Origin of the sequence: Streptomyces sp. NPDC003023 (assembly GCF_042888225.1) — a bacterium.
Taxonomy (GTDB): domain Bacteria; phylum Actinomycetota; class Actinomycetes; order Streptomycetales; family Streptomycetaceae; genus Streptomyces.
In genome coordinates this window covers 126,114-150,612 of the sequence record NZ_JBIAPL010000012.1, presented here as the reverse complement: position 1 = coordinate 150,612, position 24,499 = coordinate 126,114, and the positions used below count along the sequence as shown (strand labels likewise).

General features: G+C 72.0%; 25 protein-coding genes and 1 pseudogene. 14 read left to right on the top strand and 12 right to left on the bottom strand.

The features are described 5' to 3' along the window. Window positions 1–7: 7 nt before the first annotated feature. Complete coding sequence (locus ACFYV1_RS30250; protein ID WP_389398796.1) at window positions 8–520, bottom strand: DinB family protein; 513 nt, start codon at window positions 518–520, stop codon at window positions 8–10. A gap of 293 nt (window positions 521–813) precedes the next feature. Between ACFYV1_RS30250 and ACFYV1_RS30245 the strand changes: the two genes are divergently transcribed. Next, entirely contained in the window at window positions 814–1,719 is a 906-nt protein-coding gene (locus ACFYV1_RS30245) for a Gfo/Idh/MocA family protein (RefSeq protein ID WP_389398795.1), read from the top strand. Here the strand turns inward: ACFYV1_RS30245 and lnt are convergent. The 6 genes from lnt to ACFYV1_RS30215 form a co-directional block, all read right to left on the bottom strand. Further along, complete coding sequence (gene lnt, locus ACFYV1_RS30240; protein ID WP_389398794.1) at window positions 1,643–3,265, bottom strand: apolipoprotein N-acyltransferase; 1,623 nt, start codon at window positions 3,263–3,265, stop codon at window positions 1,643–1,645. The two genes, ACFYV1_RS30245 and lnt, sit on opposite strands and share 77 nt — an antisense overlap. A 94-nt stretch (window positions 3,266–3,359) precedes the next feature. Then, a complete protein-coding gene (locus ACFYV1_RS30235) occupies window positions 3,360–3,824 on the bottom strand; it encodes a nuclear transport factor 2 family protein (protein WP_389398793.1) in 465 nt (154 codons plus the stop codon). 75 nt (window positions 3,825–3,899) lie between these two features. Continuing rightward, window positions 3,900–5,063, bottom strand: a complete 1,164-nt coding sequence (locus ACFYV1_RS30230) for a methyltransferase (RefSeq protein WP_389398792.1) — start codon at window positions 5,061–5,063, stop codon at window positions 3,900–3,902. 22 nt (window positions 5,064–5,085) lie between these two features. After that, on the bottom strand, window positions 5,086–5,265 hold the full coding sequence (locus ACFYV1_RS30225) for a hypothetical protein (RefSeq protein ID WP_389398791.1): 180 nt from the start codon (window positions 5,263–5,265) through the stop codon (window positions 5,086–5,088). 54 nt (window positions 5,266–5,319) lie between these two features. Continuing rightward, on the bottom strand, window positions 5,320–6,192 hold the full coding sequence (locus ACFYV1_RS30220) for an undecaprenyl-diphosphate phosphatase (RefSeq protein WP_389398790.1): 873 nt from the start codon (window positions 6,190–6,192) through the stop codon (window positions 5,320–5,322). 189 nt (window positions 6,193–6,381) lie between these two features. After that, on the bottom strand, window positions 6,382–7,089 hold the full coding sequence (locus ACFYV1_RS30215) for a TVP38/TMEM64 family protein (RefSeq protein ID WP_389398789.1): 708 nt from the start codon (window positions 7,087–7,089) through the stop codon (window positions 6,382–6,384). A 49-nt stretch (window positions 7,090–7,138) separates the two neighbouring features. Between ACFYV1_RS30215 and ACFYV1_RS30210 the strand changes: the two genes are divergently transcribed. The 4 genes from ACFYV1_RS30210 (at window position 7,139) to ACFYV1_RS30195 (ending at window position 10,315) form a co-directional block, all read left to right on the top strand. After that, a complete protein-coding gene (locus ACFYV1_RS30210) occupies window positions 7,139–7,837 on the top strand; it encodes a DNA alkylation repair protein (protein WP_389398788.1) in 699 nt (232 codons plus the stop codon). A gap of 77 nt (window positions 7,838–7,914) precedes the next feature. Then, window positions 7,915–8,118, top strand: coding sequence for a hypothetical protein (locus ACFYV1_RS30205; protein ID WP_389398787.1), 204 nt, complete (start codon window positions 7,915–7,917; stop codon window positions 8,116–8,118). 95 nt (window positions 8,119–8,213) lie between these two features. Further along, window positions 8,214–9,383: an elongation factor Tu gene (gene tuf, locus ACFYV1_RS30200; RefSeq protein WP_389398786.1), complete on the top strand. Its 1,170-nt coding sequence runs from the start codon at window positions 8,214–8,216 to the stop codon at window positions 9,381–9,383. An 86-nt stretch (window positions 9,384–9,469) separates the two neighbouring features. After that, window positions 9,470–10,315, top strand: a complete 846-nt coding sequence (locus ACFYV1_RS30195; protein WP_389398785.1) for a spermidine synthase — start codon at window positions 9,470–9,472, stop codon at window positions 10,313–10,315. A 601-nt stretch (window positions 10,316–10,916) separates the two neighbouring features. On the opposite strand, the gene ACFYV1_RS30190 is transcribed toward ACFYV1_RS30195, so the two are convergent. Then, window positions 10,917–11,957 carry a hypothetical protein gene (locus ACFYV1_RS30190; protein WP_389398784.1) on the bottom strand — a complete coding sequence of 347 codons (1,041 nt, stop codon included), beginning with the start codon at window positions 11,955–11,957 and terminating at the stop codon, window positions 10,917–10,919. Window positions 11,958–12,050: 93 nt separating this feature from the next. On the opposite strand from ACFYV1_RS30190, the gene ACFYV1_RS30185 reads away from it, so the two are divergent. Together ACFYV1_RS30185 and ACFYV1_RS30180 are read left to right on the top strand one after the other, a co-directional pair. Further along, window positions 12,051–12,503, top strand: coding sequence for a DUF4442 domain-containing protein (locus tag ACFYV1_RS30185; RefSeq protein WP_389398783.1), 453 nt, complete (start codon window positions 12,051–12,053; stop codon window positions 12,501–12,503). Window positions 12,504–12,658: 155 nt separating this feature from the next. Beyond that, window positions 12,659–13,312 carry a DedA family protein gene (locus tag ACFYV1_RS30180; protein ID WP_389398782.1) on the top strand — a complete coding sequence of 218 codons (654 nt, stop codon included), beginning with the start codon at window positions 12,659–12,661 and terminating at the stop codon, window positions 13,310–13,312. A gap of 50 nt (window positions 13,313–13,362) precedes the next feature. Here the strand turns inward: ACFYV1_RS30180 and ACFYV1_RS30175 are convergent, their stop codons facing one another. Continuing rightward, a complete protein-coding gene (locus tag ACFYV1_RS30175) occupies window positions 13,363–13,893 on the bottom strand; it encodes a gamma carbonic anhydrase family protein (RefSeq protein ID WP_389398781.1) in 531 nt (176 codons plus the stop codon). A gap of 187 nt (window positions 13,894–14,080) precedes the next feature. Between ACFYV1_RS30175 and ACFYV1_RS30170 the strand changes: the two genes are divergently transcribed. Further along, complete coding sequence (locus ACFYV1_RS30170) at window positions 14,081–15,325, top strand: cytochrome P450 (protein WP_389398780.1); 1,245 nt, start codon at window positions 14,081–14,083, stop codon at window positions 15,323–15,325. Window positions 15,326–15,440: 115 nt separating this feature from the next. Then, window positions 15,441–16,250, top strand: coding sequence for an acyltransferase (locus tag ACFYV1_RS30165; RefSeq protein WP_389398779.1), 810 nt, complete (start codon window positions 15,441–15,443; stop codon window positions 16,248–16,250). Here ACFYV1_RS30165 and ACFYV1_RS30160 read toward each other — a convergent pair. After that, window positions 16,251–17,117, bottom strand: a pseudogene (locus tag ACFYV1_RS30160) (EamA family transporter). It abuts the gene before it with no gap. A gap of 109 nt (window positions 17,118–17,226) precedes the next feature. Between ACFYV1_RS30160 and ACFYV1_RS30155 the strand changes: the two are divergent. After that, window positions 17,227–17,799 carry a helix-turn-helix domain-containing protein gene (locus ACFYV1_RS30155; protein ID WP_389398778.1) on the top strand — a complete coding sequence of 191 codons (573 nt, stop codon included), beginning with the start codon at window positions 17,227–17,229 and terminating at the stop codon, window positions 17,797–17,799. A 44-nt stretch (window positions 17,800–17,843) separates the two neighbouring features. Then, the gene (locus ACFYV1_RS30150; protein ID WP_389398777.1) at window positions 17,844–18,398 is read left to right on the top strand and encodes a YbaK/EbsC family protein; all 555 of its coding nucleotides are present in this window, start codon (window positions 17,844–17,846) and stop codon (window positions 18,396–18,398) included. A 57-nt stretch (window positions 18,399–18,455) separates the two neighbouring features. Here ACFYV1_RS30150 and ACFYV1_RS30145 read toward each other — a convergent pair whose 3' ends face one another. After that, window positions 18,456–18,863, bottom strand: a complete 408-nt coding sequence (locus tag ACFYV1_RS30145; protein ID WP_389398776.1) for a CoA-binding protein — start codon at window positions 18,861–18,863, stop codon at window positions 18,456–18,458. 76 nt (window positions 18,864–18,939) lie between these two features. Between ACFYV1_RS30145 and ACFYV1_RS30140 the strand changes: the two genes are divergently transcribed. From ACFYV1_RS30140 to ACFYV1_RS30130, 3 genes are read left to right on the top strand one after another with little or no spacing between them, the layout of a single operon-like run. Then, window positions 18,940–19,566 (top strand): YigZ family protein, encoded by a 627-nt coding sequence (locus ACFYV1_RS30140; protein WP_389398775.1) that lies wholly within the window; start codon window positions 18,940–18,942, stop codon window positions 19,564–19,566. Between the two features lie 42 nt (window positions 19,567–19,608). Beyond that, a complete protein-coding gene (locus ACFYV1_RS30135) occupies window positions 19,609–20,775 on the top strand; it encodes an exonuclease SbcCD subunit D (protein ID WP_389398774.1) in 1,167 nt (388 codons plus the stop codon). Beyond that, entirely contained in the window at window positions 20,772–24,023 is a 3,252-nt protein-coding gene (locus tag ACFYV1_RS30130) for an AAA family ATPase (protein WP_389398773.1), read from the top strand. Before ACFYV1_RS30135 ends, ACFYV1_RS30130 begins: the two co-directional genes overlap by 4 nt. Here ACFYV1_RS30130 and ACFYV1_RS30125 read toward each other — a convergent pair. Beyond that, complete coding sequence (locus ACFYV1_RS30125) at window positions 24,013–24,459, bottom strand: Lrp/AsnC family transcriptional regulator (RefSeq protein WP_389398772.1); 447 nt, start codon at window positions 24,457–24,459, stop codon at window positions 24,013–24,015. The genes ACFYV1_RS30130 and ACFYV1_RS30125 overlap by 11 nt on opposite strands. Window positions 24,460–24,499 lie beyond the last annotated feature (40 nt).

Sequence of the window (24,499 nt, the reverse complement as noted above, 5' to 3'; positions counted from 1 at the left end):
GGGGCGGTCACTCGCCGGTCACGCCGTCGATGTGCTCCCGCAGCAGGTCCGCGTGGCCGTTGTGGCGTGCGTACTCCTCGAGCATGTGAGTGAGGATCCAGCGCAGGCTGAAGCCATCCGCCTGACGGCTGCGGGAGACGCTCACATCGTCGAGTCCGTGAGCGGCCATGACCCTGCGGGCCTCGGCGACCTCGGTGAGCCAGGTCGCGTGCGCCCGCGCCCAGGTGTCCTCGTCCGTGACGTGGAAGTCCCCGTCCCGGTCCTGCTCGGTGGCGTAGAGGCCAGGCAGGTCCGCGCCCTCCATGACCTCGCGGAACCAGTAGCGCTCGACCCCCGAGAGATGCCGTACGAGGCCCAGCAGCGTCAGCCCGGAGGGCGCCGGCGCCGCCGTGCGCAGCTGCTTGTCGTCGAGACCCGCGCACTTCATCATCAGCGTCTCGCGCTGGTAGTCCAAGAAGCCTTCCAGCATGTCCCGTTCGGCGGCGACGGTGGAGGGCTCGGTGCGTTCATCGGTCGTCATGGCAGTCATCCTGCGCCACGCGTGACGGCGGTGCCACGCGTTGAGTGATTCCCGTCGCGGGGGACGGCGCAGGTCACGAGGTGTGCGCCGGGACCACCGGCACACGGCGTCACCGGCCGGCGCCCGTGGCGGCGCACGTATGCTGCCGGAACAACAGGACGCGCTCGGAGCACCGGCACGCACACGGAGCACCGTTACGCGCACGGCACAGCAGGACGCGCCCGGGGCACCGAGGCGCGCACGGCAACGACCGGCACGGCACCGAGCCGTCCGGGCATGCGAAGGGGATCCCCGTGAAGGTCGGCTGCATCGGTCTCGGCGACATCGCGCAGAAGGCGTACCTGCCGGTGCTCACCACCCTGCCCGGAGTCGAACTCCACCTCCAGACCCGGACACCGGCGACCCTGACCCGTACGGCGCGGACCCACCACATCCCTGCCGGTCGCTGCCATGCCGATCTCGACTCGCTCCTCGCACAGGGGCTGGACGCCGCCTTCGTCCACGCGTCGACGTCCGCGCACGCGGAGATCGTCACCCGGCTCCTCGAGGCAGGCGTCGCCACCTATGTCGACAAGCCGCTCGCCTACGAACTGGGCGACTCCGAGCGGCTGGTGGCGCTCGCGCAGGAGCGCGGCACGAGCCTCGCCGTCGGCTTCAACCGCAGGCTCGCCCCCGGTTACGCGCAGTGCCTCGAGCACCCGCGCGACCTGATCCTGATGCAGAAGAACCGCGTCGGCCTCCCGGAGGACCCCCGCACCCTCGTTCTCGACGACTTCATCCATGTCGTCGACACACTGCGGTTCCTTGCTCCAGGGCCCGTCGAGCACACCGATGTGCGCGCGCGGATCGTCGACGGGCTGATGCACCACGTCGTGCTCCAGCTGTCCGGCGACGGCTTCACCGCCATCGGCACCATGAACCGGATGAGCGGCTCGACGGAGGAGATTCTCGAGGTCTCCGGACAGGACTTCAAGCGCGAGGTCCGCAACCTCGCGGAGATCGTCGACCACAAGGGGCAGCCGAGCGTCCGGCGGCGCGGAGACTGGGTGCCCGTCGCCCGCCAGCGTGGCATCGAGCAGGCCGTGCACACCTTCCTCGACGACGTGCGCGCGGGCAGGTTGATCAGTGCACAGGACGCGCTGAGGACTCACGAGCTGTGCGAGCGGGTGGTCCGGCTGGCCCTGGCACAGGCCGCCTGAGGGCTCGTACGCCGCCGGCGGCGGCCAGCGTCGCGAGCAGGGCGAGCGATCCGTACACCGGCCAGTCGCCGTGACGGACGTAGAGCGTGGTGCCGGTCGCCAGCGGTACGTCGTACACCGCCGCCGTGCTGCTGTCCGTGGGGAGCGGGGCGCCGATCCGGCCGCCGTCCGCCGCGAACACGGCGCTCACCCCGGTGAGCGTGGCGTGGACCATCGGCCTGCCGCTCTCCGCCGCCCGCAGCGCCGCCAGCGACGCGTGCTGCTCGGGCGCCCAACTGCCCTGGAACGACGAGGTCGCCGACTGGGCGAGAAGCACCTGTGCGCCGTCCCGGGTCAGCCGCCTGCTCATGTCGGGGAACGCCGACTCGAAGCACACCAGCGGCCCGACCCGCGCACCGTCGTCGGGCAGTCGCATCACCACCGGGCCCGTCCCGCGCAGCCGGTCCTCGCCCGCGGCCCTGCCCACGGACGTGGCCCAGCCCAGTACGGACCGGGCGGGAACGTACTCCCCGAACGGGACGAGCCGCATCTTGTCGTAACGGTCGCCGGTCGGGCCCTGCGGCCCGACGAGTACCGAGCTCTTGTAGATGCCGGCCGGGCCGGACGCGCCCTCGCTGCGGGCGTCCACGTTGATCAGGACAGGGGCTTTTACATCACGGGACAGCGCAGCGACGCGATCCGCCAGGTCCGGCCGGCCGCCCAGGTCGGCGCCGACACTGCTCTCGCCCCAGACCACCATGTCGATTTCACGGCCCACCAGTTCGCGGGTCAGCCGCTCGCCGAGGTCGAAGCGCCGCTCCACGCTCAGCATGCCCCCCACGACACCTGGCTGGACCACCGCGATCCGCATCCGGCCCGACTCGCGCGGCTGGGGCGCCCACACCCACGCCGACGCGACGGCCGTCGCGCACAGGGCCGCCCAGGCCACCGCCGGCGTACGCGCCGACCGGACCGCGACGAGGAGCACCGCCACCGTGTTCGCGGCGAGCACCAGCAGGCTCACCAGCCACACGCCGCCCACGGAGGCGAGTCGCAGCGCCGGCGACACCTCCCACTGGCTCGCTCCCAGCAGCCCCCAGGGGCCGCCGAGGCCCTCCCAGGAGCGGACCAGTTCCACCATCAGCCAACCCGCGGGGACGACGCCGACGGACGCCGCCGCGCGGACCGCCGACGGCCGGCCGCCGAGCATGTGGCGTACCAGCGCGCCCCACGGCGCCCACAGCAGCCCGAGCAGCGCAGCCAGCACCAGCAGGAAGACATGGAGGCTCGGCAGCAGCCAGTGATGGACGGCGATCATGAATCCGGCGCCGCCGAGCCAGCCCTCGACCGCCGCACGGCGGGCCGTGGGGGCGGTGCGCAGCACAAGCATCCACGGCACCAGGGCCACGTAGGCGAACCACCACAGGGACGGCTCGGGAAAGGCGAGGGCCGGCAGCGCCCCGAACACGAGCGCGGCCGTGCCGCGCGCGCCCCGGGACCGCAGGACCTCGCCCCGCCGCCACCGGTGCGCTGTCCCGCGCACCCGCGTGCCGACCGGAATCCGCATGCAGCGCCTCCTCGTCCGGCCTCGAGGGGCCACGAGCCGTTCACCCCAAGTGTGCGCGAAGACCGGAGCCGGGCAACAGTGCGCCTCGCTCGCCTCAGCCGCCTTCCGGAGCCCCACCCGTGCCCGTGCGCCGCCACTTCTCCTCGATCGTCACGGACCGCAGCCGCCAGCCGTCCGCCGTGCGCGTCAGGTCGAAGCGGTAGCGGCCGCCGGACAGGAAGTCCTCGCCCGACCCCATGCGCATCGGGTTGAAGTAGTCAGCCCGCACCTCGGCGAGGTCGCCCGGATACCCGTCCGTGCCGTCGAAGGACACCCGCCGGTTCACGATGAGGTGCTGGCGCACGGGGAAGAGCCGCATCGCCTCCGCGAGCCACCGGGCGACGTCGGTGGCCGGGCCCTCGATGCCGCCGGAGGCGCGGTAGTCGGCCCGGCCGTCCGGGGTGAACAGTGTTCGGTAGGTGTCCCAGTCGGCGTCGTCGACGGCGGCCGCGTAGGCGGAGACCAGGTCGTCGAGGCGGAGTCTGTCCATCACGGTCGCGAGATCCACGCGCTGCGTCATCGGCTCAGTGTGGGTGAGACGGCCTGCCGGGCCAAGAGCCGTGCACGTCCGTCACCCGCTCGGCGTCGCCCGGCCTCAGCGCCGTACGGCCTTCAGGACCACGAACTTCGGGTCGCTCGCCACCACTTCGCAGTTGCCGAACAGCCGCTTCAGCCGGACGTGGTAGCCGAGGTGACGGTTGCCGACGACCCACAACTCGCCGCCGGGACGCAGGGCACGGCGAGCGTCGGCGAACATCCGCCGCGCCGCCGCGTCCGTCGTCGCACGGTGCGAGTGGAACGGCGGGTTGTTCAGCACCAGGTCGACCGATCCGTCCTCGAGCCCGGACAGCCCGTCACCGACCAGGAACTCGGCCGTTCCAGAGGGCAGGTTCTCGCCGAAGGTGGCCTTCGCGGAGGCCACCGCCGAGTACGACTCGTCGGTGAACGTCACGACCGCGTCCGGGTTGGCCAGCGCCGCCGCCGTACCCACCACGCCGTTGCCGCAGCCGAGGTCGACGACCCGCTCGCGGCCCTCGCGCAGTGGCAGGTGGCGCAGGAGGAAACGGGTGCCGATGTCGAGGCGCTCCGCGCAGAAGATCCCGGCGTGATTGGTCACGGGACGGCCCGCGAGGACGCCTGTGTCGGAGGGCAGGGCGTACCGCAGCGGCCAGGGGCTCACAGTCCGGGGGACAGCCGGATCGGGGGTGCAGAAGATCAGCCGGGCCTTCTTCACGGCCAGCGACGTCCTGGTCGGGCCGAGGATGCGCTCGAACAGCTTCAGCGTGGACGTGTGGATCTCCGTGACCATGCCGGTGCCGACGACGACGGTGTCCTCGTGCACGGCCGGCGCGAGGCGGTGCAGCTGGTCCTCCAGCAGTGCGAGGCTCTTCGGCACCCGCACCAGGAGTACGTCGACGCGCTCCGGCGGGTCCTGCCGGGCGTCGAGCAGCCGTACGGAATCCGGCTCGAGGCCGTTGCGGGCGAGATTGCCCAGGGTCGCCTGCCGGCCGAGGAACGAGTCGGAGATCTGGGTGACCGGTCCCGCGGTGTGCGCCGCGAGCGAGGTGACCAGAGCGCCCCACCGGTCGCCCACGACGGTCACCGCCCCGGACAGGTCGGTGGGCGGCGCGTCGTCGACGCCGTGCAGATGCCGCAGCAGGTACTCGTCCGCGGCGTCCCAGGCACGGAGCGTGTCGCGCGGGTCCTCGGGGAAGCGGGCGAGCTCGTAGGCGCCCCATGACGTGGTCAAACGGTTCATCGTGCGCCCAGGCTAGCCGGTGCTACGCGGCCGGCCGTACGTCCTCGCGCGCCGCGGCAGCCCACTCCACCACCAGTGCCTCGTACTCCGGGCGGCGGTCCTCGGGCAGTGCGCCGTCGGCCCACAGCTCTCGGATCCGGGCGTTCAGCTCGGAGGCGGACATGAAGGTTTCGGTTTCGGACTCGCGGGGAAAGGGGGACATGTTCCCCAGGCTACGGCCTCGGTCGGACGCCCGTCGTCCCCGCGAACCGGCGGCTCAGCCGCCCGACTCACCCGCGTGCGGGCTCAGTACACCGGCTCCGACCAGGATGAACAGCAGAATTCCCAGCAGCACGCGGTAAATCACGAACGGCATGAAGCTCTTCGTAGTGATGAATTTCATGAACCAGGCGATCACCGCGTAGCCCACGCCGAAGGCGATGAAGGTCGCGAAAATCGTCGGCCCCCACGACACATGGCCCTCGCCCGCCTCCGTCAGCTCGAACAAGCCGGAGGCCAGCACGGCCGGGATGGCCAGCAGGAACGAGTAACGGGCCGCCGATTCACGGGTGTAGCCCATCAGCAGACCGCCGCTGATGGTCGCTCCGGAGCGGGAGACACCCGGGATCAGGGCCATCGCCTGGCAGACGCCGTAGACGAGTCCGTCGCGCACGCTCAGGTCCCGCAGCGTCTTGCGCTCCTTGACCACGCGGTGCCTGCCCCCGGCCTCGTCCCGCGCGGCGAGCCGGTCCGCGATGCCGAGGACGATGCCCATGCCGATCAGAGTCGTGGCGATGAGCCGCAGATCACGGAACGGGCCCTCGATCTGGTCCTTGAGCGTGACACCGAGCACACCGATCGGGATGGAGCCGATGATCACCAACCAGCCCATCCGCGCGTCGTGGTCGCCGCGCATCGCCTTGTCGGTGAGCGAGCGGAACCACGCGGACAGGATCCTGGCGATGTCCTTGCGGAAGTAGATCAGGACGGCGGACTCCGTGCCGATCTGGGTGATCGCGGTGAACGCGGCCCCCGGATCGTGCCAGCCGGCGAACGCGGCCGTGAGCCGCAGATGCGCGCTGGAGGAGATGGGAAGGAACTCCGTCAGCCCCTGGACGAGCCCGAGGATGAATGATTCGAACCAAGACATGAAGCTACGCCACCCAAGAGCTGATCACGGTCTGTCAGGCGCGCGCGAAGGCATGACCCGTGAGACACGACTCACGTACGTCATCGGGCCGGCGCCGGGTGGCAGCGTAGCGCCCCAAAATGAAGGGCTTGCGGCAGGGGCCGCCGCCCGGGCCCGTCGGCGGGCGTGGCGAGCCGCCGTGAGTACACGTCAGCCGCCGGTGCCGCGCAGCCGGTGCCGCTTGGTCCAGGCGACCGCGGCGGCGGCCAGACCCGTCACCACGATGAAACCCATCGCGATCAGGAAGGCGGGCGACGTGGGGGAACCGGCCCTGCTGCCGGCGACCACGTACGCCGCGGTGTTGGGGATCGAACCGAGCCCGGTCGCGAGGAGGAAGGGCAGGTAGCCCATACGGGACACGGCGGCGCAGTAGTTGGCCGCCGCGAACGGCACGCCCGGGAACAGCCGGATCGCCAGCATCGAACGGAAGCCGTGCCGGCTGAGCTGACCGTCGGCCGCCTTCAGCCAGCGGCCCCGCAGCAGCGGCCGGAGCGCGTCCTGCCCGAGCAGACGGCCGAGGGTGAAGGCGATCCCGGCGCCCAGCACCGTGCCGGCGATCGCCGCGACGAGTCCGGCCTGTGAGCCGAACAGCGCGCCCGCCGCCAGATTGAGGATCGGCCGCGGCACGAACGCGGCCGTGCACACCCCGTACCCGACCGCGAACAGCGCGACGGCCGCCGCGCCGCTCAGCTGCGGCCAGCCCTGGGAGAGCACTCTCTGCGGTTCGTAGAGCAGCACCGCCACCGCGGCGGAGGCGAGCAGCACCGCCAGGAGGGACAGCCGTGACCAGGGCGAGAACAGGGCCCTGGTGCAGCGGACGGCGAGACCGGATGCCGGCCCGGGGACGAGGTCGAGCATCCGGGGAGACTAACCGACACCGGCATGTGATCGCCGTAATGTGTGCCGCATGACGCACGCCGTACCGCGCAGCGATCTCGCCGACACCGTCGTGGAACGGCTCGTCACCGTGTTTCCGGCCGCCGGTGACGCCGGCAGGGCCGCGCGGGCCGCCGCGTACATGAAGGACGTCGCTCCGTTCCTCGGCATCCCGACGCCCCGGCGCCGGGCGCTGTCCCGAACGGTCCTCGACGGCACACCGGCGCCGGGCGAGGCGGACTGCGCGGCCGTCGCACTGCGCTGCTGGGCGCTGCGGGAACGCGAGTACCACTACTTCGCCACGGACTACCTGCGCCGCCACGTCGGCCGCTGCTCCTCCGGCTTCCTGCCCGTGACGCGCCGGCTGGTGACCACCGTCCCCTGGTGGGACACCGTCGACATGCTCGCCGTGCATGTCGTCGGACCGCTCGTCGCCGCGGATCCGGCCCTGCGGCCCGTCATGGACGAGTGGATCGAGGACGAGGACCTGTGGATCGTCCGCACCGCACTCCTCCACCAACTGCGCCACCGGGGAGCGACGGACGGCGAGAGGCTCTTCCGCTACTGCCTCCGCCGGGCGGACCATCCGGACTTCTTCATCCGCAAGGCGATCGGCTGGGCGCTGCGCGAGTACGCCGGTACCGAACCGGGCGCGGTACGGGACTTCGTCGAAGGGGCGCGGGACCGGCTGTCGCCGCTCTCCGTGCGCGAGGCGCTCAAGCACCTGTGACACGGCAGCGCCGCCGCGCACTGCCCTCCGCCTGAAAACCGTTCGACGCCGTACGGCGTGTGGGCGATCATCGACGCATGTTCCGGTACGCCTTCCTCGCAGCGCGGTCCGCAGTCGCGGACGCGCCGAAGGCTGCCGTCCTTCCCACACCCGATGCTGCAGCAACCGCCGTCACCGCACTCGCCGTTGCCGCAGCCGCCGTCGGCGCCGCCGCGGCTCGCACAGCGGCCGACGCGGTCACGACGGCGGTCGCGGCGCCCCTCGGCGGCGCCCGAAGCTGACTCTTCCCGGATCGTCCGCGGACCCCGCAGGGGGAGGGTCGGCCAGGCCCAGGGGTCCCGACACACTCCGAGTTCCGGGAAGGAACCACCTCGCCATGCCCAAGACGGCATACGTGCGGACCAAGCCGCACCTCAACATCGGCACCATGGGCCACGTCGACCACGGCAAGACCACCCTCACCGCCGCCATCACCAAGGTTCTCAGCGAGCGGGGGGCCGGCACGTTCGTGCCGTTCGACCGCATCGACCGTGCGCCGGAGGAGGCCGCGCGCGGCATCACCATCAACATCGCGCACGTCGAGTACGAGACCGACACCCGTCACTACGCCCATGTCGACATGCCGGGCCACGCCGACTACGTCAAGAACATGGTCACCGGCGCCGCGCAGCTCGACGGGGCGATCCTCGTCGTCTCCGCGCCGGACGGTGTCATGCCGCAGACCGCGGAGCACGTCCTGCTCGCCCGTCAGGTGGGTGTCGACCACATCGTCGTCGCCATCAACAAGGCCGACGCCGGCGACGACGAACTGACCGACCTCGTGGAGCTCGAGACGCGTGAGCTGCTGACCGCCCACGGTTACGGCGGGGACGCGGCGCCGGTGGTGCGCGTGTCCGGGCTGCGGGCGCTCGAGGGCGACCCGCGCTGGACGGCTGCCGTGGAGGCGCTGCTCGACGCCGTCGACACGTACGTGCCGATGCCCGTCAGGTACACCGACGCACCGTTCCTGCTGCCGGTCGAGAACGTCCTCACCATCACCGGGCGCGGAACCGTCGTCACCGGGGCCGTGGAGCGGGGCACCGTGCGGGTCGGCGACCGGGTGGAGGTGCTCGGCGCGGACACCGGGACAGTGGTGACGGGGCTGGAGACCTTCGGCAAGCCGATGGAGTCGGCGGAGGCGGGCGACAACGTGGCGCTGCTGCTGCGCGGCCTCCACCGCGACCAGGTCCGGCGCGGCCATGTGGTCGCGGCGCCGGGCAGCGTGGTGCCCAGCCGGCGTTTCACGGCGCAGGTCCATGTGCTCTCCGCCCGGGAGGGCGGCCGGACGACGCCGGTCTCCACCGGCTACCGGCCGCAGTTCTACATCCGCACCGCTGACGTCGTCGGTGACATCGACCTCGGCGAGGCCGCGGTGGCACGGCCCGGCGACACGGTCTGTGTGACCGTCGAGCTCGGCCGGGACGTGCCGCTGGAGCCGGGGCTCGGCTTCGCGATCCGTGAGGGCGGCCGCACGGTGGGCGCGGGAACGGTGACGACGGTGCTGTGACGCCGCTGCCGTGACGCGGTGCTGTGACGACGACGCCGTGACGGTGGGCGTGCGGTGAGGGCGCGCGGGGCGGGGACAATGGGACGGTGAACGAGCCCATCCCCGTCCTGCGCGCCGTCGACGGCGGCACCGCCAAGCTCATGCCCGACGTGGACCGCGAGCGAGCCTGGCTCCTCACGGTCGACGGCGCACCGCAGTCGTACGTCGACCTCGACGAGCCCACGCACCTCGAGTTCGAGTACGTACGCAGGCTCGGACACGTCGTCGACTGCGCCGCCGAGGACGGGGCGCCGCTGTCCGTGGTGCATCTGGGGGGCGGGGCACTCACACTGCCCCGCTATGTCGCCGCCACCCGGCCCGGATCCCGGCAGGACGTCGTGGAGGCCGACGCCGGGCTCGTCGACCTGGTCGCGGAGCATCTTCCCCTCGCTGACGGCTCCGGCATCGCCGTGCACCGCGCCGACGCGCGGGCCTGGGTGGAGGGCGCGGCCGCCGACTCCGCGGACCTGCTGATCGCGGACGTCTTCGGAGGCGCTCGGATCCCGGCGCGGTTCACGACGGTCGCGTACGCGCGAGCGGTCGAGCGGGTACTTCGCCCGGGCGGTCTCTACGCCGCCAACCTCGCGGACGGCGCGCCGTTCACCTTCCTCCGCTCACAACTGGCCACTTTCGCCGAGGTGTTCGCCGAGCTGGCGCTCGTCGCGGAACCCTCGGTGCTGCGGGGCCGTCGCTTCGGCAACGCGCTTCTGCTGGCTTCGCGGTCGCCGCTGGACACGGGGGCGCTGGCGCGCCGGACCGCGTCGGACGCGTTCCCGGCGCGGGTCGAGGACGGGGCGGCGGTGGCCCGGCTGCGGGGGGACGCCAGGCCGGTGGACGACGCGTCGGCCGTGGCGTCGCCGGTGCCGCCGGAGGGGGCGTTCACCGTGGGGTGACGCGGCGGACCCGGTGACGGTCCGACCGGGTGACGGGTTACGCGGGAGTGACAGCGCCCCGTCAGGCCTGCGCTGCCGTCGCCGTTACCGTCGGCCCGTAGCCCGTGAACGCCGGCGCGATCAGGCCACCGTGGCTCCCAGGTGATGATCGCGGCGTCGTCGGTCAGCTGTGTGTGGTTGCGGCCCGCCCCTCGTACTTGGCGTAATTACGTTACAGGGGTGCGGACTTGAACGAATTCGATCAGAGGTAGGGTGCTGGACGAATGTCTGACCAGCATTCGTTCGATTGCTCAAGTGGATGAAGGAGCGCAGATGCGCACAAGACTTGCAGTGCTCGCACTGACGGGGGCTACGCTCGCGAGCCTCCTGACCGCCGTTGGATCGGCTCAAGCTGCGCCCCTGCGTACTTGGGAGGGGCCGATGTCGAAGTCAGACTGTATGGCGCAGCGATGGAAGGGCAAGTGTGTGTACATCCGGAAGAGTAACCAGTGGGAGAACCCCACTGGTTGGTACATCATGCGGTGACGCTTCCTGCGCCGGAGTAGGTTTCTGAAGGAGGTGGGGCTGCAGTCAGCGGACTGCAGCCCCACTTTGTTGTTGCTCAGGAGGCGCCTGGGGTTCCGGCCAGACGCACCGTGCTGAGGATCTGCTGCATCAGGGCGTCGGGCACCTCGTCGGGTACGCCGGTGTTGGAGTACAGCACCCAGCTGGCGAAGTCACCCTTGGCGTTCTTGAAGCTGAACGCGATCGACTTGCCGTCGGTCTCGCACTTGTTCTCCTTCTTGACGCCCTTGGCCGTGGCGGTGGAGACGCTGCCCTTGAGGCCGGACTTGGTGGTGTAGTCCTTGGCGGCGGCCACCTTCACGGTGCCCTTGGGCTCTGTCTGGGCGAAGGCGGCCCAGACCCAGTTGCCGGCCTCGTTGTACGCGGCCTCCGCCGTGTTCTTGGCACCCTTGCCGCCCTTGGTGCCGGTGCTGGCCAGGCCGTAGTCCTCTTCGCTGCCGTCCTTGTCGGAGTCGAAGAGGCACCACTTGCTCTTCAGATGGGCCGGGGCGGACATGATGACGGCGAGTGAACCGTCGCCCTTCTTCTCGTTCTCGAAGCCCGTGGCCGTGCCGGCGCTCTCGACCTCCCACTCCGCGGGCACGTCGAACTGCGTGCCGTGCTTCGGGTTGGTGACGACCTTCCAGCCGGCGATGGTGGGCTTGGCCTCGCCGCCGCGCGGATTCCCGGTGGGTGCCGGCGCGGGGTCCTCGCCCTCGGACTTTTCCGGTGCGGGCGACTTCGAGGCGCCGGCGCTGCCGCCCTTGTCGGTCGTTCCGCCGTCGTCGGGCAGCACGATGACGCCGGTCACGACCGCGGTCGCGACGACGGCCGTGGCGGCGACGATCGCGATGATCGTCGTCTTCTTCTTCTCGTCACCGGGCGGCTGAGGCGCGCCCGGCATCTGGCCGGGCACGGCGTACTGCGGCGCGGTCGGCTGCTGGTAGGGGTTGGGCTGCTGATGTCCCGGTTGCGGGTACCCCGGCTGCTGGTACCCCTGCTGCTGATACGGATTCGGCTGCTGGTACCCCTGCTGCTGGTACGGGTTCTGGTCCTGCGGGTTCTGCTCGCCCCCGGGCGGCTGCTGTCCTGGCCACATGGCGAGTAACGATAGAGGTGCGGCTCCGGCACTTCTACGTCCGGTCCCCGCAGGGGATGGCCAAGCCGTCCTACTCGCGGGTAACATTCGGTCATGAGCGCAGACCAGATGTCCATCGGCGAGTTGCTCGCCGCCACCGTCCCGATGGTCAGGACTCTCAAGCTGGAGTACCTCGAGACCACGGCCGAGCGAGCGGTCCTCCGCCTCCCGGACGACCCCGAGTACCACAACCACGTCGGCGGGCCGCACGCCGGAGCGATGTTCACCCTCGCCGAGTCCGCGAGCGGTGCCATCGTCCTGGCCGCCTTCGGCGACCAGCTCGGCCGCGCGGTCCCGCTGCCGGTGAAGGCGGAGACCAGCTACAAGAAGCTCGCCAAGGGCGTCCTCACCGCCACCGCGACGCTCGGTCGCCCCGTCGCCGACGTCGTGAAGGAACTCGACGCGGGACAGCGCCCGGAGTTCCCCGTGACGGTCGCCATCCAGCGCGCCGACGGCGCCGTGACCGGCGAGATGCACATCGTCTGGACCCTGCGCCCGAACGACTGAGACGGCGTCCGGCCGGACCGGGCCGCCCCGGCACCCCGAGGTGACGGGGCGGCCCTCGCGCACCGGGGCGCCCGCGCCCGACCAGGTAGGCTGCCCGGCGTGCGTCGTCGGGGCGCGCGGCGGGCGACGGCCCGGTGAGACCAGGAGGACCGGCGTTGCACGTGCAGGAGTGGCTCGAAACCGTCCCGGCGGTCAGCGTCTACATCCTGGTAGGGGTGGTCATCGGGCTCGAGAGCCTCGGCATCCCCCTGCCCGGAGAGATCGTCCTCGTCAGCTCGGCGCTCCTCGCCTCCCAGCACGGTGACATCAACCCGTACGTCCTCGGCGCGTGCGCGACCGCCGGCGCGATCATCGGCGACTCGATCGGTTACGCCATCGGCCGCAGGGGCGGCCGGCCACTGCTCGCCTGGCTCGGCGGAAGGTTCCCCCGGCACTTCGGCGAGGCGCAGATCGCCATGGCCGAGCGGTCGTTCGAGAAGTGGGGCATGTGGGCCGTGTTCTTCGGCCGCTTCGTCGCCCTGCTGAGGATCTTCGCCGGGCCGCTGGCCGGTGTGCTGCGGATGCCGTACTGGAAGTTCCTCATCGCCAACGTCTTCGGCGGCATCCTGTGGGCGGGTGGCACGACGGCCGTCATCTACTCCGTGGGCATCGTCGCGGAGGCCTGGCTCAAGCGCTTCTCCTGGCTGGGGCTCGTCCTCGCGGTGCTGGTCGGCGTCACCTCGATGCTCGTGCTCAAGAGCCGGGCGAAGAAGGCCGCGGCGCAGCACACGGCGACCCCGGCGGCCGAGCCGGTCCCCGTCGCGGACTGACCCCGGCGCCGCTGACCGACCCGGCCGCCGCCCTCGTACACACAGGGAGATCAGTCCTTGTGCGCCTCGCGGTGCTGCGCGGCCAGATCCAGGTACACGGCCGCGTTGAGCTTGATGCCCTCCTGCTCCTCCTGCGTCAGTTCGCGGCGTACCTTCGCGGGCACCCCCGCGACCAGCGAGCCCGGCGGCACCTGCATGCCCTGCGGCACCAGAGCCTGCGCCGCGATCAGCGATCCCGCGCCGATGCGCGCACCGTTGAGGACCGTGGCGCCCATGCCGACGAGGACGTCGTCCTCGACGGTGCAGCCGTGAAGGATCGCGTTGTGGCCGACGGACACCCGTGCGCCGACGGTGACGGGGAAGCCCGGATCGCTGTGGACGGTGCAGTTGTCCTGGATGTTGCTGCCGGCGCCGATCACGATCGGCCCGCAGTCCGCCCGCAGCACCGTCTGGTACCAGACACTCGCCCCCGCGGCGAGCGAGACGTCGCCCATCACCACCGACGTGGGTGCGACGAACGCCTCCGGGTCGATCTCGGGTTCCTTGCCGCCCACGCCCGCAACCAACGCCTGCTCCGTCATCACTGCTCCTCGTCACTCACGGTCCGTCGCGCCTACCCGCACCGTATGCCCCCGCCTCGCACGGAACGAGGCAGGGGCCCCGATGTGCGCCGTGGCCGCGCCGTACTGCGCCCCCTTGTCGCCCGTTCGCCCCTCGGAGGCCGTCAATAGGCTGGCCCGCACTGTCTGTTGCAGACGAGGGAGCGCCATGGCCACCGCACAGCAGATCCCCGACATCCCCGATATCCCCGACATCCTGTCGCCCGAGTTCGCCGCCGACCCCTACTCCGTCTACCGGCTCATGCGCGAGCACCGCCCGCTGATCTGGCACGAACCCACCCGCAGCTACCTCGTCTCCCGCTACGAGGACGTGGAGCGTGCCTTCAAGGACAAGGAGTCGGTGTTCACCACGGAGAACTACGACTGGCAGCTCGAGCCCGTCCACGGAAAGACGATCGTGCAGCTCAGCGGACGCGAGCACGCCGTGCGCAGGGCGCTGGTCGCGCCGGCTTTCCGGGGCAGCGATCTCAGGGACAGGTTCCTGCCCGTCATCGAACGCAACGCCCGCGAACTGATCGACGTCTTCCGGCACAAGGGCGAGGTGGACCTCGTCGACTCCTTCGCCACCCGCTTCCCCGTCAACGTCATCGCCGACATGCTGGGTCTGGACAAGGCGGACCACGACCGCTTCCACGGCTGGTACACCTCCGTCGTCGCCTTCTTCGGCAATCTCGCCCAGGACCCCGACGTCGACGCGGCCGGCAGGCGGACCCGCGTCGAGTTCGCCGAGTACATGATCCCGATCATCCGGGCGCGCCGGGAGAACCCCGGTGACGACCTGCTGTCCACGCTCTGTGCGGCGGAGGTGGACGGCGTGCGGATGAGCGACGAGGACATCAAGGCGTTCTGCAGTCTGCTGCTCGCGGCGGGCGGCGAGACCACCGACAAGGCCATCGCCGGAATCTTCGCCAACCTGCTCGCCGATCCGGAACAGTTGGCGGCCGTGCGGCAGGACCGGAGCCTTGTCGACCGTGCGTTCGCCGAGACGCTGCGCTTCGCACCGCCCGTGCACATGATCATGCGGCAGACGGCGGGGGAGGTCACAGTGAGCGGCGGCACCATCCCGGCGGGCGCCACGGTCACCTGTCTGATCGGAGCGGCGAACCGGGACGCCGAGCGGTACCGCGACCCCGACCGGTTCGACATCTTCCGGGACGACCTCGACGCGACGACCGCCTTCTCCGCGGCCGCCGATCACCTCGCCTTCGCGCTCGGGCGGCACTTCTGCGTGGGCGCCCTGCTGGCCAGGGCCGAGGTGGAGAGCGCAGTCAACCAACTGCTGGACGCCATGCCGGACATGCGCCTCGCCGACGGCTTCGTGCCGAGCGAGCAGGGACTGTTCACCCGCGGCACCACATCGTTGCCCGTGCGGTTCACACCGGTCGGCGGCTGAGCCCGTGCAGCCGCCCGCCGTCCGGCGGGTCCGGCGGGGGCGCGCTCGGCGCCTGGGGGAAACATCACAGCCGGTCGGACCCGTTGTCGCGGCCGCGGCCGTCTACCGTGTGCGGGTGCCGAAGAACGGAAACACGCAGCCCAAGCCCGGCTCCTGGTGGCGCCGCCTGCTGTCGCGCGCCGTGCACCGCGGCTGGCGGCTGGCGCAGCACGCCGGCGCCGTCACGGCCGAGAATCCCGGGCGGCTGCGTTTCCGGCGGATCGGGGCCGGCACACGGCTGGCCTTCCCCCAGGGCACCGTCTTCGGCGAGCCGTGGATCGAACTGGGCGAGCACTGCATCATCGCCGAGCAGGTGACCCTCACGGCCGGGATGATGCCCGGCCTGGATCTCGGCGCCGACACCGTTCTCACCCTGGGCGACGGGGTGGTCCTGGGGCGCGGCAGCCACGTCATCGCCGACACCCGGGTGACCATCGGTTCGGACACGTACTGCGGTCCGTACGTCTACATCACGTCGACGAACCACAGCTACGACGATCCGCACGAACCGGTCGGCAGGCAGTGGCCGCGAACGGATCCGGTGGAGATCGGGCCCGGCTGCTGGCTGGGTACGGGCGCGGTGATCCTGCCCGGCGCCCGGCTGGGGCGCAATGTCGTGGTCGCGGCGGGCGCGGTCGTACGCGGTGAGGTGCCGGACCACTCGGTGGTCGCGGGCGCGCCGGCCCGTGTCGTACGCAGCTGGGACGCGGTGGGCGGCTGGCAGCCGCCACTGCGTACGCCCGCTCCGGTTCCGATCCCCGAGGGCGTCACCCCCGAGCAGCTGCAGGCGCTGGCCGAACTCGAGGAGGACCTGTCGGGGCGGCGTCCGGACGGGCGTCCCGGAGGGCGGCCGCTGGAGGCCGCAGCCGAGCGCGAGGACAGCTGATCAGCCGCTCGCCAGCAGGACCGTGCCCACCAGCGCCAGCCCGGCGCCCGTGGCCTGGACCATGCGCAACCGCTCCTTGAGGAGCAGCATCGCCGCGAAGACCGTCACCACCGGGTACAGGTTCGCGAGCACCGCGGCCACCGTGACCGGCCCGTTCTGTGCGGCGATCGAGTACGTGCCGTTGGCCGCGACGTCGGCGAGTCCGACGAAGGCGAGCGCGGGCAGAGCACGCAGCACGGTCCGCAGGCCACCGTCCTCCGGGAGGGCCCGGGCTCCGCGCTTCACCGACACGTACAGCGCGGCTCCGCCGACGGCGACGTTGGTGACACGCTGCACGAACAGTGCGAGGAACAGTCCGGTGAGAGTGGTGGACGCCTCGGCGATCAGGGCCAGTACGGCACCGAAGCCGAAGGCCGCGACCAGCGTCAGCAGGACCGCCTGACGCTGCACGGGCGCGCCGCGCAGCTCGGGGCCGCCGGCGAGGACGATGCCGCCCACCGCCACGGCGATGCCCGCGAACTGCAGCAGTCCCGGCCGCTCGCCGAGCAGCAGGCCGACGCCGACGGGGACGGCGACGCCGAGCGACCCGAGCGGTTACACCACGCCCATGGGCCCCAGGGCGAGCGCCTTGTAGAAGCAGAGCATCGCCACCGGCCCGACGGCTCCGGCCGCCACGGCGTACCAGAGCCGTGGTCCAGTCTCGGAGAAGCCGTCTGTCGCGACGACGACCGCGCCGAGGACCAGCACGGCCACCGACTGGGAGACGACCACGACGGTGAGGGCGGGCGTGCGTCGCGTGAGCAGTCCGCCGCCGAAGTCGGCCAGTCCCCAGAGCAGGCTGGTGGCCAGGGCGAAGAGTGCGGTCATGCGAGGCCTCGCAGTACAGTGTGCTGGACGATTTGGTGCACCACACGGTAGTATAGTTTATTCGACTCTGTCATCCAAAATATTGGACGACCGGACCATTGGACGGAACGTGTCGGACCTCGACCAGCTCACCCGGTCGCTCGCCCGCAACCTCAAGCACTGGCGTGGAGAGCGGGGCTTCACCCTGGACGCACTCGCCGCACGCTCCGGCGTCAGCCGCGGAATGATCATCCAGATCGAGCAGGCGCGCACCAATCCCAGCGTGGGTACGACGGTCAAACTGGCCGACGCCCTCGGTGTCAGCATCACCACGCTCCTCGACTACGAGCAGGGCCCGCAGGTGCGCCTGGTCCCGCCGGAGCAGGCCGTCCGCATGTGGTCCACGTCCACGGGCAGCTCCACCACCCTCCTCGTCGGAAACGAGCGCGGCGGCCCGCTGGAACTCTGGTCGTGGCGCCTGATGCCCGGCGACGAGAGCGCCTCCGACCCGCACCCGGACGGCACGACGGAACTGCTGCACGTCACCGCGGGGGAGCTGACCCTCGTCGTCGACGGACAGCGGTACCCCGTACCGGCCGGCACGTCGGCCACCTTCGAGGCGAACGTCCCGCACGCCTACCGCAACGACGGCGAGGAGACCGTCGAAGTGATGATGGCGGTCTCCGTCCCGCCCGTACGCTGAGACGTCCGACGACCGCCCCTGGCCACGGTGTTAACGTGCGGCGCATGCGTGCACCCATCGGGAACTTCGACGACGCCGTACCCGCGCCCGACTGCCTCGACCGCCTGGTCGGGCCCGTCGCGGCGGCCGTGCGCGGCTGGCAGGGCGACGTCCCCGCCGAGCAGCTCGTCTACGTCGACACCGACCCGGAGATCGCCGACACCGCGGCCTTCGTCGAGCACCACGGCAGGGAACTGCTCGAGCAGTCCGCCAACTGTGTCGTCGTGGCCGGAAAGCGCGGCGGCGGGACCACCCTCGCCGCATGCCTCGTCCTGTCCCACTCCCGTGTGGACGTCAACGGCACAGTGCGCAGGCAACTCGGCGCGCGCAAGGTCAGTTTCGCGTCGATGGACACCGCGACCGGCGAGAGCGGCATGGAGTACGGCGGCATCACGCCGATCGGTCTGCCCGCCGGCTGGCCGCTGCTGGTGGACTCCGCCGTCGTCGACACGCCATGGGTGCTCGTCGGCAGCGGCCGCAGGCGCGGCAAGCTCATCGTGCCGGGCAAGGCGTTCGCCTCCCTGCCCGGCGCGGTGGTCGTCGAAGGGCTCGGCGTCTGACACCGGCCCGGCGCGGTGGTCGTCGAAGGGCTCGGCGTCTGACACCGGCCCGGCCGCTCAGCCGAGCCGAGGGATCTCGATCGCGGGGCACCGGTCCATGACCATGTCCAGTCCGGCCGCCCGGGTCCGCTCGGCGGCCGCCTCGTCGATCACACCGAGCTGGAACCAGACCGCCTTCGCACCGACGGCCACTGCCTCGTCGGCCACCGGGCCGGCCAGGTCCGAGTTCACGAACACGTCCACGACATCGACCGCGAAGGGGATGTCGGCGAGGCGCGCGTACCCCTGCTCCCCGTGGACGGTCTCGGCCTTGGGGTGCACCGGCACGACGCGCTTCCCGTAGCGCTGGAGCACTTCGGCGACTCCGTACGCCGCGCGCGCCTCGTTGTTGGAGAGGCCGACCACCGCCCAGGTGTCGCCCGTGGAGGTGAGGACCCTGCGGACCGTCTCTGCGTCTGTGTACATGCCGGGAGAACGGGCGGGAGCCCTCCTGGATTCCCCGGTGGGGGCTCCCGCTCCGGGCGGCGCATAGGGTGGCCGGATGCAGGAGCAGTACCGGACGGTTGCCCGCGAGGGCGTCCACGAGACCGAGATCAACCGATCGCGCTTCATCTGCGCGCTCGCCCCCGCCGCGACGGAGGAGGAGGCGCAGGCCTTCGTCGCGCGCATCCGCCGGGAGCATCCGACCGCCACCCACAACTGCTACGCGTACGTCGTCGGCGCCGACGCCGATGTGCAGAAGGCGAGCGACGACGGTGAACCCGGCGGCACCGCCGGCGTCCCCATGATGCAGATGCTGATGCGGCGGGAGGTCCGCTACGTCGCCGCCGTCGTCACCCGGTACTACGGAGGCGTGAAACTCGGCGCGGGCGGACTGATCAGGGCCTACGGGGGAGCGGTCGGAGAAGCACTCGACACGCTCGGCACGGTGACCCGCAGACGGTTCCGGCTCGCCACCGTCACCGTCGACCACCAGCGGGCGGGGAAATTGGAGAACGACCTGCGGGCCACCGGCCGTCAGGTGCGCGAGGTGACGTACACGGACGCGGTGAGGATCGGAATCGGCCTGCCGGACGCCGACGTCGACGCCTTCCGCGCCTGGCTGGCGGACGTCACGGCAGGCACGGCGGCACTCGAGCTCGGTGGCGAGGCGTACGGAGATGCGTGAAGCCGCCCGCATTGTCCGACCCCGTCGATACCCTCACGGATCATGAGACTCCTGCACACGTCGGACTGGCACCTGGGACGGTCGTTCCACCGGGTGAGCATGCTCGACGCCCAAGCCGCGTTCCTGGACCACCTGGTGGCGACCGTACGCGAGCGCGACGTGGACGCGGTGCTGGTCGCGGGAGACGTCTACGACCGGGCGGTGCCGCCGCTCGCCGCCGTGGCGCTGTTCGACGACGCCCTGCACCGGCTCGCCGACGCAGGTGTGCCGACGGTGATGATCTCCGGCAACCACGACTCGGCACGCCGCCTCGGTGTCGGCGCGGGACTCATCGGGCGGGCCGGGATCCATCTGCGCACGGACCCCGCGGGCTGCGGCACCCCCGTACTGCTCGCCGACGAACACGGCCAGGTCGCCTGCTACGGACTGCCGTACCTGGAACCGGCGCTGGTCAGGAACGAGTTCAGGACGGAGAGGACCGCCCACGAGACGGTGCTGGCCGCGGCGATGGAACGGGTGCGCGACGACCTCGCCGCACGCGGTGCGGGCACCCGTTCCGTCGTGCTGGCCCACGCGTTCGTCGTGGGCGGCGAGCCGAGCGACAGCGAACGGGACATCACCGTCGGCGGCGTCAGCGCCGTCCCCTCCGGCGTCTTCGACGGCGTGGACTACGTCGCCCTCGGACATCTGCACGGCTGCCAGACCATCGGTGAACGGGTCCGTTACTCGGGATCCCCGCTGGCGTACTCCTTCTCGGAGACCGACCACCGCAAGACGATGTGGCTGATCGACCTGGACGCGTCCGGGGACGTCCGTGCCGAGCGGATCGACTGCCCGGTACCGCGTCCGCTGGCCCGGCTGCGCGGCCCGATCGAGGACCTGCTCGAGGACCCGGCGCTGGACCTGCACGAGCAGTCGTTCGTGGAGGCGACCCTCACCGACGCCGTGCGGCCGGCCGACCCGATGGCCCGGCTGACCGAACGCTTCCCGCACACGCTGAACCTGGTCTTCGAGCCGGAACGGACGGCGCAGGACACCGACGCCTCGTACGCGGAGCGACTGCGCGGGCGGAGCGACCAGCAGATCGCGGAGGACTTCGTGACCCACGTCAGGGGCGGGAACGGCCCCGGTGACGGCGAGCGGGCAGTGCTGCGGGCCGCCTTCGAGGCCGTGCGGGTGGACGCCGGAGTCCGTGAGGTGGCCGGATGAGGCTGCACACACTGGCCGTCACGGCCTTCGGCCCGTTCGGCGGCACCCAGGAAGTCGACTTCGACGCGCTGGCCAGCTCCGGGATCTTCCTGCTGCACGGGCCGACCGGCGCGGGCAAGACCTCCGTCCTCGACGCGGTCTGCTTCGCGCTGTACGGCGCGGTGCCCGGCGCGCGCCAGAGCCCCGGAGCGTCACTGCGCAGCGACCACGCCCAGGTCGGCACACCGACCGAGGTCCGGCTCGAACTGACCGTCGCCGGGCGGCGGCTGGAGGTCGTCCGCCGGCCCGCACAGCCGCGTCCCAAGGCGCGCGGCAAGGGCTTCGTCACCGAGCGGGCGCAGAGCACCCTTCGGGAGTACGACGCCGGGAGCGGTGAGTGGCAGGCGCTCAGCAAGTCGCACCAGGAGATCGGCGAGGAGATCGCCCAGCTCCTCGGGATGAGCCGGGAGCAGTTCTGCCAGGTCGTGCTGCTGCCCCAGGGCGACTTCGCCCGCTTCCTGCGATCCGACGCCGAGGCACGCGGCAAGCTCCTCGGACGACTCTTCGACACACGACGGTTCGCGGCCGTCGAGGACCGTCTCGCCGAGCTCCGGCGCGCCGCCGAGCAGCAGGTGAGAACCGGGGACGAGCGCATCCTCGCGGTCGCACACCGGATCGAGCAGGCCGCCGGCCCGGCGGCGGCCGAGTGGACCCGCCCCGAGAAGCAGCCCGGCGACCCCGGTCTCGCGTCCGCCGTCCTCCAGTGGGCGGCGGTGGCCCGGTCCGGCGCCCGCGAGCGGCTCGCAATCGCGGAGTACCGGCTGGCCGCCGAGGAGAGCCGGCACGCGGCTTCCCTGCGGGCACTCGACGCCGAACGCGAACTCGACCGGCTCCAGCGGCGTCACGCGGACGCCCAGGCGCGCTCCGAAGCCCTCGAGGCCCGGCGCGCGGAGCAGGAGAACCTGCGAAACCGGCTGGAGCGCGGCCGGAAGGCCGCACTCGTCGAACCCGCCCTGCGCGTCCGTGACGCAGCGGAACGGGAGCACCGTGCGGCGGCCGACGAGCGCGAGCGGACACGCGCCGTGCTGCCCGCCGAACTCGCCGACGCGGGAGCCGACCGGCTCACCGGTGCCGAACGGGCGCTGCGCGAGGAGTCCGGCGGCCTGGACGCCGCCCGCCGCGCCGAGACGCGCGCCGCCGCCATCACCCGTGAACTCGCCGACCTGGACCGGCAGGCACGGGCGGACGACGACATCCTCGGCGAGGCGGCGGACTGGCTGGCCGAATGGGACGCCGTCCGGCGCGACCACCAGGCGCGGATCACCGCCGCGCAGGAGGCGGCGACCCGCGCGGAGCACCTCGCGGGGCGGCTCGAACCCGCCCGCGAACGGCTGCGCGCCGCCCGCGACCGCGACGACCTGGCCGCCCGCGCCGAGCGGGCCGCCCGGCAACTGCGCACCCTGCACGAGCGGACCAACGACGCCAAGGCCGCGTGGCTCGACCTGAAGGAACGGCGTCTGCACGGAATCGCGGCCGAGCTGGCCGCTGCCCTGGTTCCCGGCGAGGCCTGCGCGGTCTGCGGCTCCGCCGAGCACCCGGCGCCCGCGCGGGCCGGCGCCGGGCACGTGGACCGTGCCGCGGAGGACGCGGCATACACGGAACACGCGCGTGCGGAGCAGGCGAGGACGGAGGCTGAGCGGGAACTGGCGGTCCTCCACGAGTCCCGCGCGTCCGCGGCGGCGAGGGCCCGAGGAGTGGTCCCGGCCCCCGCGGACGCGAGCGGGGAGTCCGCCGGCGGCGCGGCAGACGGCGGCGCACGCGGCGCCCTGGTCGGCGCCGACGCCCGGCGGGCAGCCGAGGCCCGAGAGGAGAACTCCGCACCCGCGGCCGCCGTACCCGCGGCCGCCGGCCCCGGTCCCGCCGGCTGGGACGGTGATCGCCACGCGGTGGAGTCGGACGGCGCCGCCGTGCCGGGCCCGAGGCCCGGTGAGGACCCCACGGTCGCCGGACTGCGCGCCGCGGTCGACGAACTGGAACACGAGTACGCCGACGCGCGCCACCTCGCGGCCGGAATCCACAGCGCCCGCGAGGCCCTCGCCCACGCGGAGCGCGAGTACGAGGAGCGGTCCGGGGCCCGGCAGGAGGCCGAGCGGCGCAGCGCCGCCCGCACCTCCCGCAGGGAGGCCCTCGACCAGGAACTCCTCGCGCTGGAGAGCGACGTGCGCAGGGCCCGCGGAGGTGCCCGCAGCGTCGCGGAGCGCGCCGCGCTGCTGGAGCGTCAGGTCGGTCTGCTGGCCGCCGCGGCGGACGCCGTACGCGCCGTCGAGAGCACCGCCCAGCGGCTGAAGGAGGCCGACGACCGCCTCGCCGACGCCGCGTTCCGGGCCGGTTTCCGCACGCCGGAGGAGGCGGCCGCCGCGCTCGTCCCCGAGACCGGGCAACGCGACATCCAGCACCGGATCGACACCTGGCAGGCGGAGGCCGCCGCCGTCGCCGACCGGCTGGCCGAGGACGACGCACGCGCGGCCGCCGCCCGCCCGCCCGCCGCACCGGAGGCGGCGCGTGCCGTCCACGACGCCACCGAACGGGAACTGCGGGACGCCGCCTCCGCGGTGGACGCCGCACACGCCCGCTGCGCCGAACTCGACCGGCTGTCCCGGCAGGCCACGGCGGAGACCACGCGGCTCGGCCCGCTGCGCGAGGAGTACGACAGGGTGGCCGGCCTCGCCGGTCTCACCGCGGGAACGTCCGCCGACAACGAACGCAAGATGCGCCTCGAGTCGTATGTGCTGGCGGCCCGCCTCGAACAGGTCGCGGCGGCCGCCACCGTACGGTTGCGGCGCATGTCCTCAGGCCGGTACACCCTCGTCCACTCCGACGCCCGTACGGGCGGGAAACGGGCCGGCCTCGGCCTGCACGTCGTGGACGCCTGGACCGGAAGCGAACGCGACACGGCGACCCTGTCCGGCGGCGAGACGTTCTTCGCTTCGCTGGCTCTCGCGCTGGGCCTGGCCGACGTGGTGACCGACGAGGCCGGAGGGGTACGGCTCGACACCCTCTTCATCGACGAGGGATTCGGCAGTCTCGACGACCAGACCCTCGACGAGGTGCTGGACGTCCTCGACTCGCTGCGGGAACGGGACCGCAGTGTGGGGATCGTCAGCCATGTCGCCGACCTGCGCCGCCGCATCCCGGCGCAGCTGGAGGTCGTCAAGGACCGCGCCGGCTCCGCGGTGCGGCTGCGGGCCGGAGCGGCGCTCAGCGACTGACCGCACGGCGCGGCAGGGGAGAGGAGTACACGACGCTCGTCGTCACGGAACCGAGGGTGCCGACCTTCCCGGTGACCTCCTCGAGGTGGCTCATCGAGCGCGTCGCGACCTTCAGTACGAAGCAGTCGTCGCCCGTGACGTGGTGGGCCTCGAGAATCTCGGGCGTCGTGTCCAGCAGATCGTGGAACGGTTTGTAGTTGCCGTTCGGATAGCGCAGCCGTACGAAGGCGAGGATCGGCAGACCGAGCCGTTCCTCGTCCACGACGGCCGAGTACCCCTTGATGACACCCACCTCCTCCAGCCGTCGCACCCGCTCCGTGACGGCGCTCGCCGACATGGAGACGGTCCGGGCCAGTTCTGCGAAGCTCGCCCTGCCCTGGGCCTGCAGAGCCTGGATTATGCGCCAGTCCGTGGCGTCCGGTGAATACGCGGTCATGGCCGACAGACAACAGGGGAATCCCCGGCAGATCAAGGGC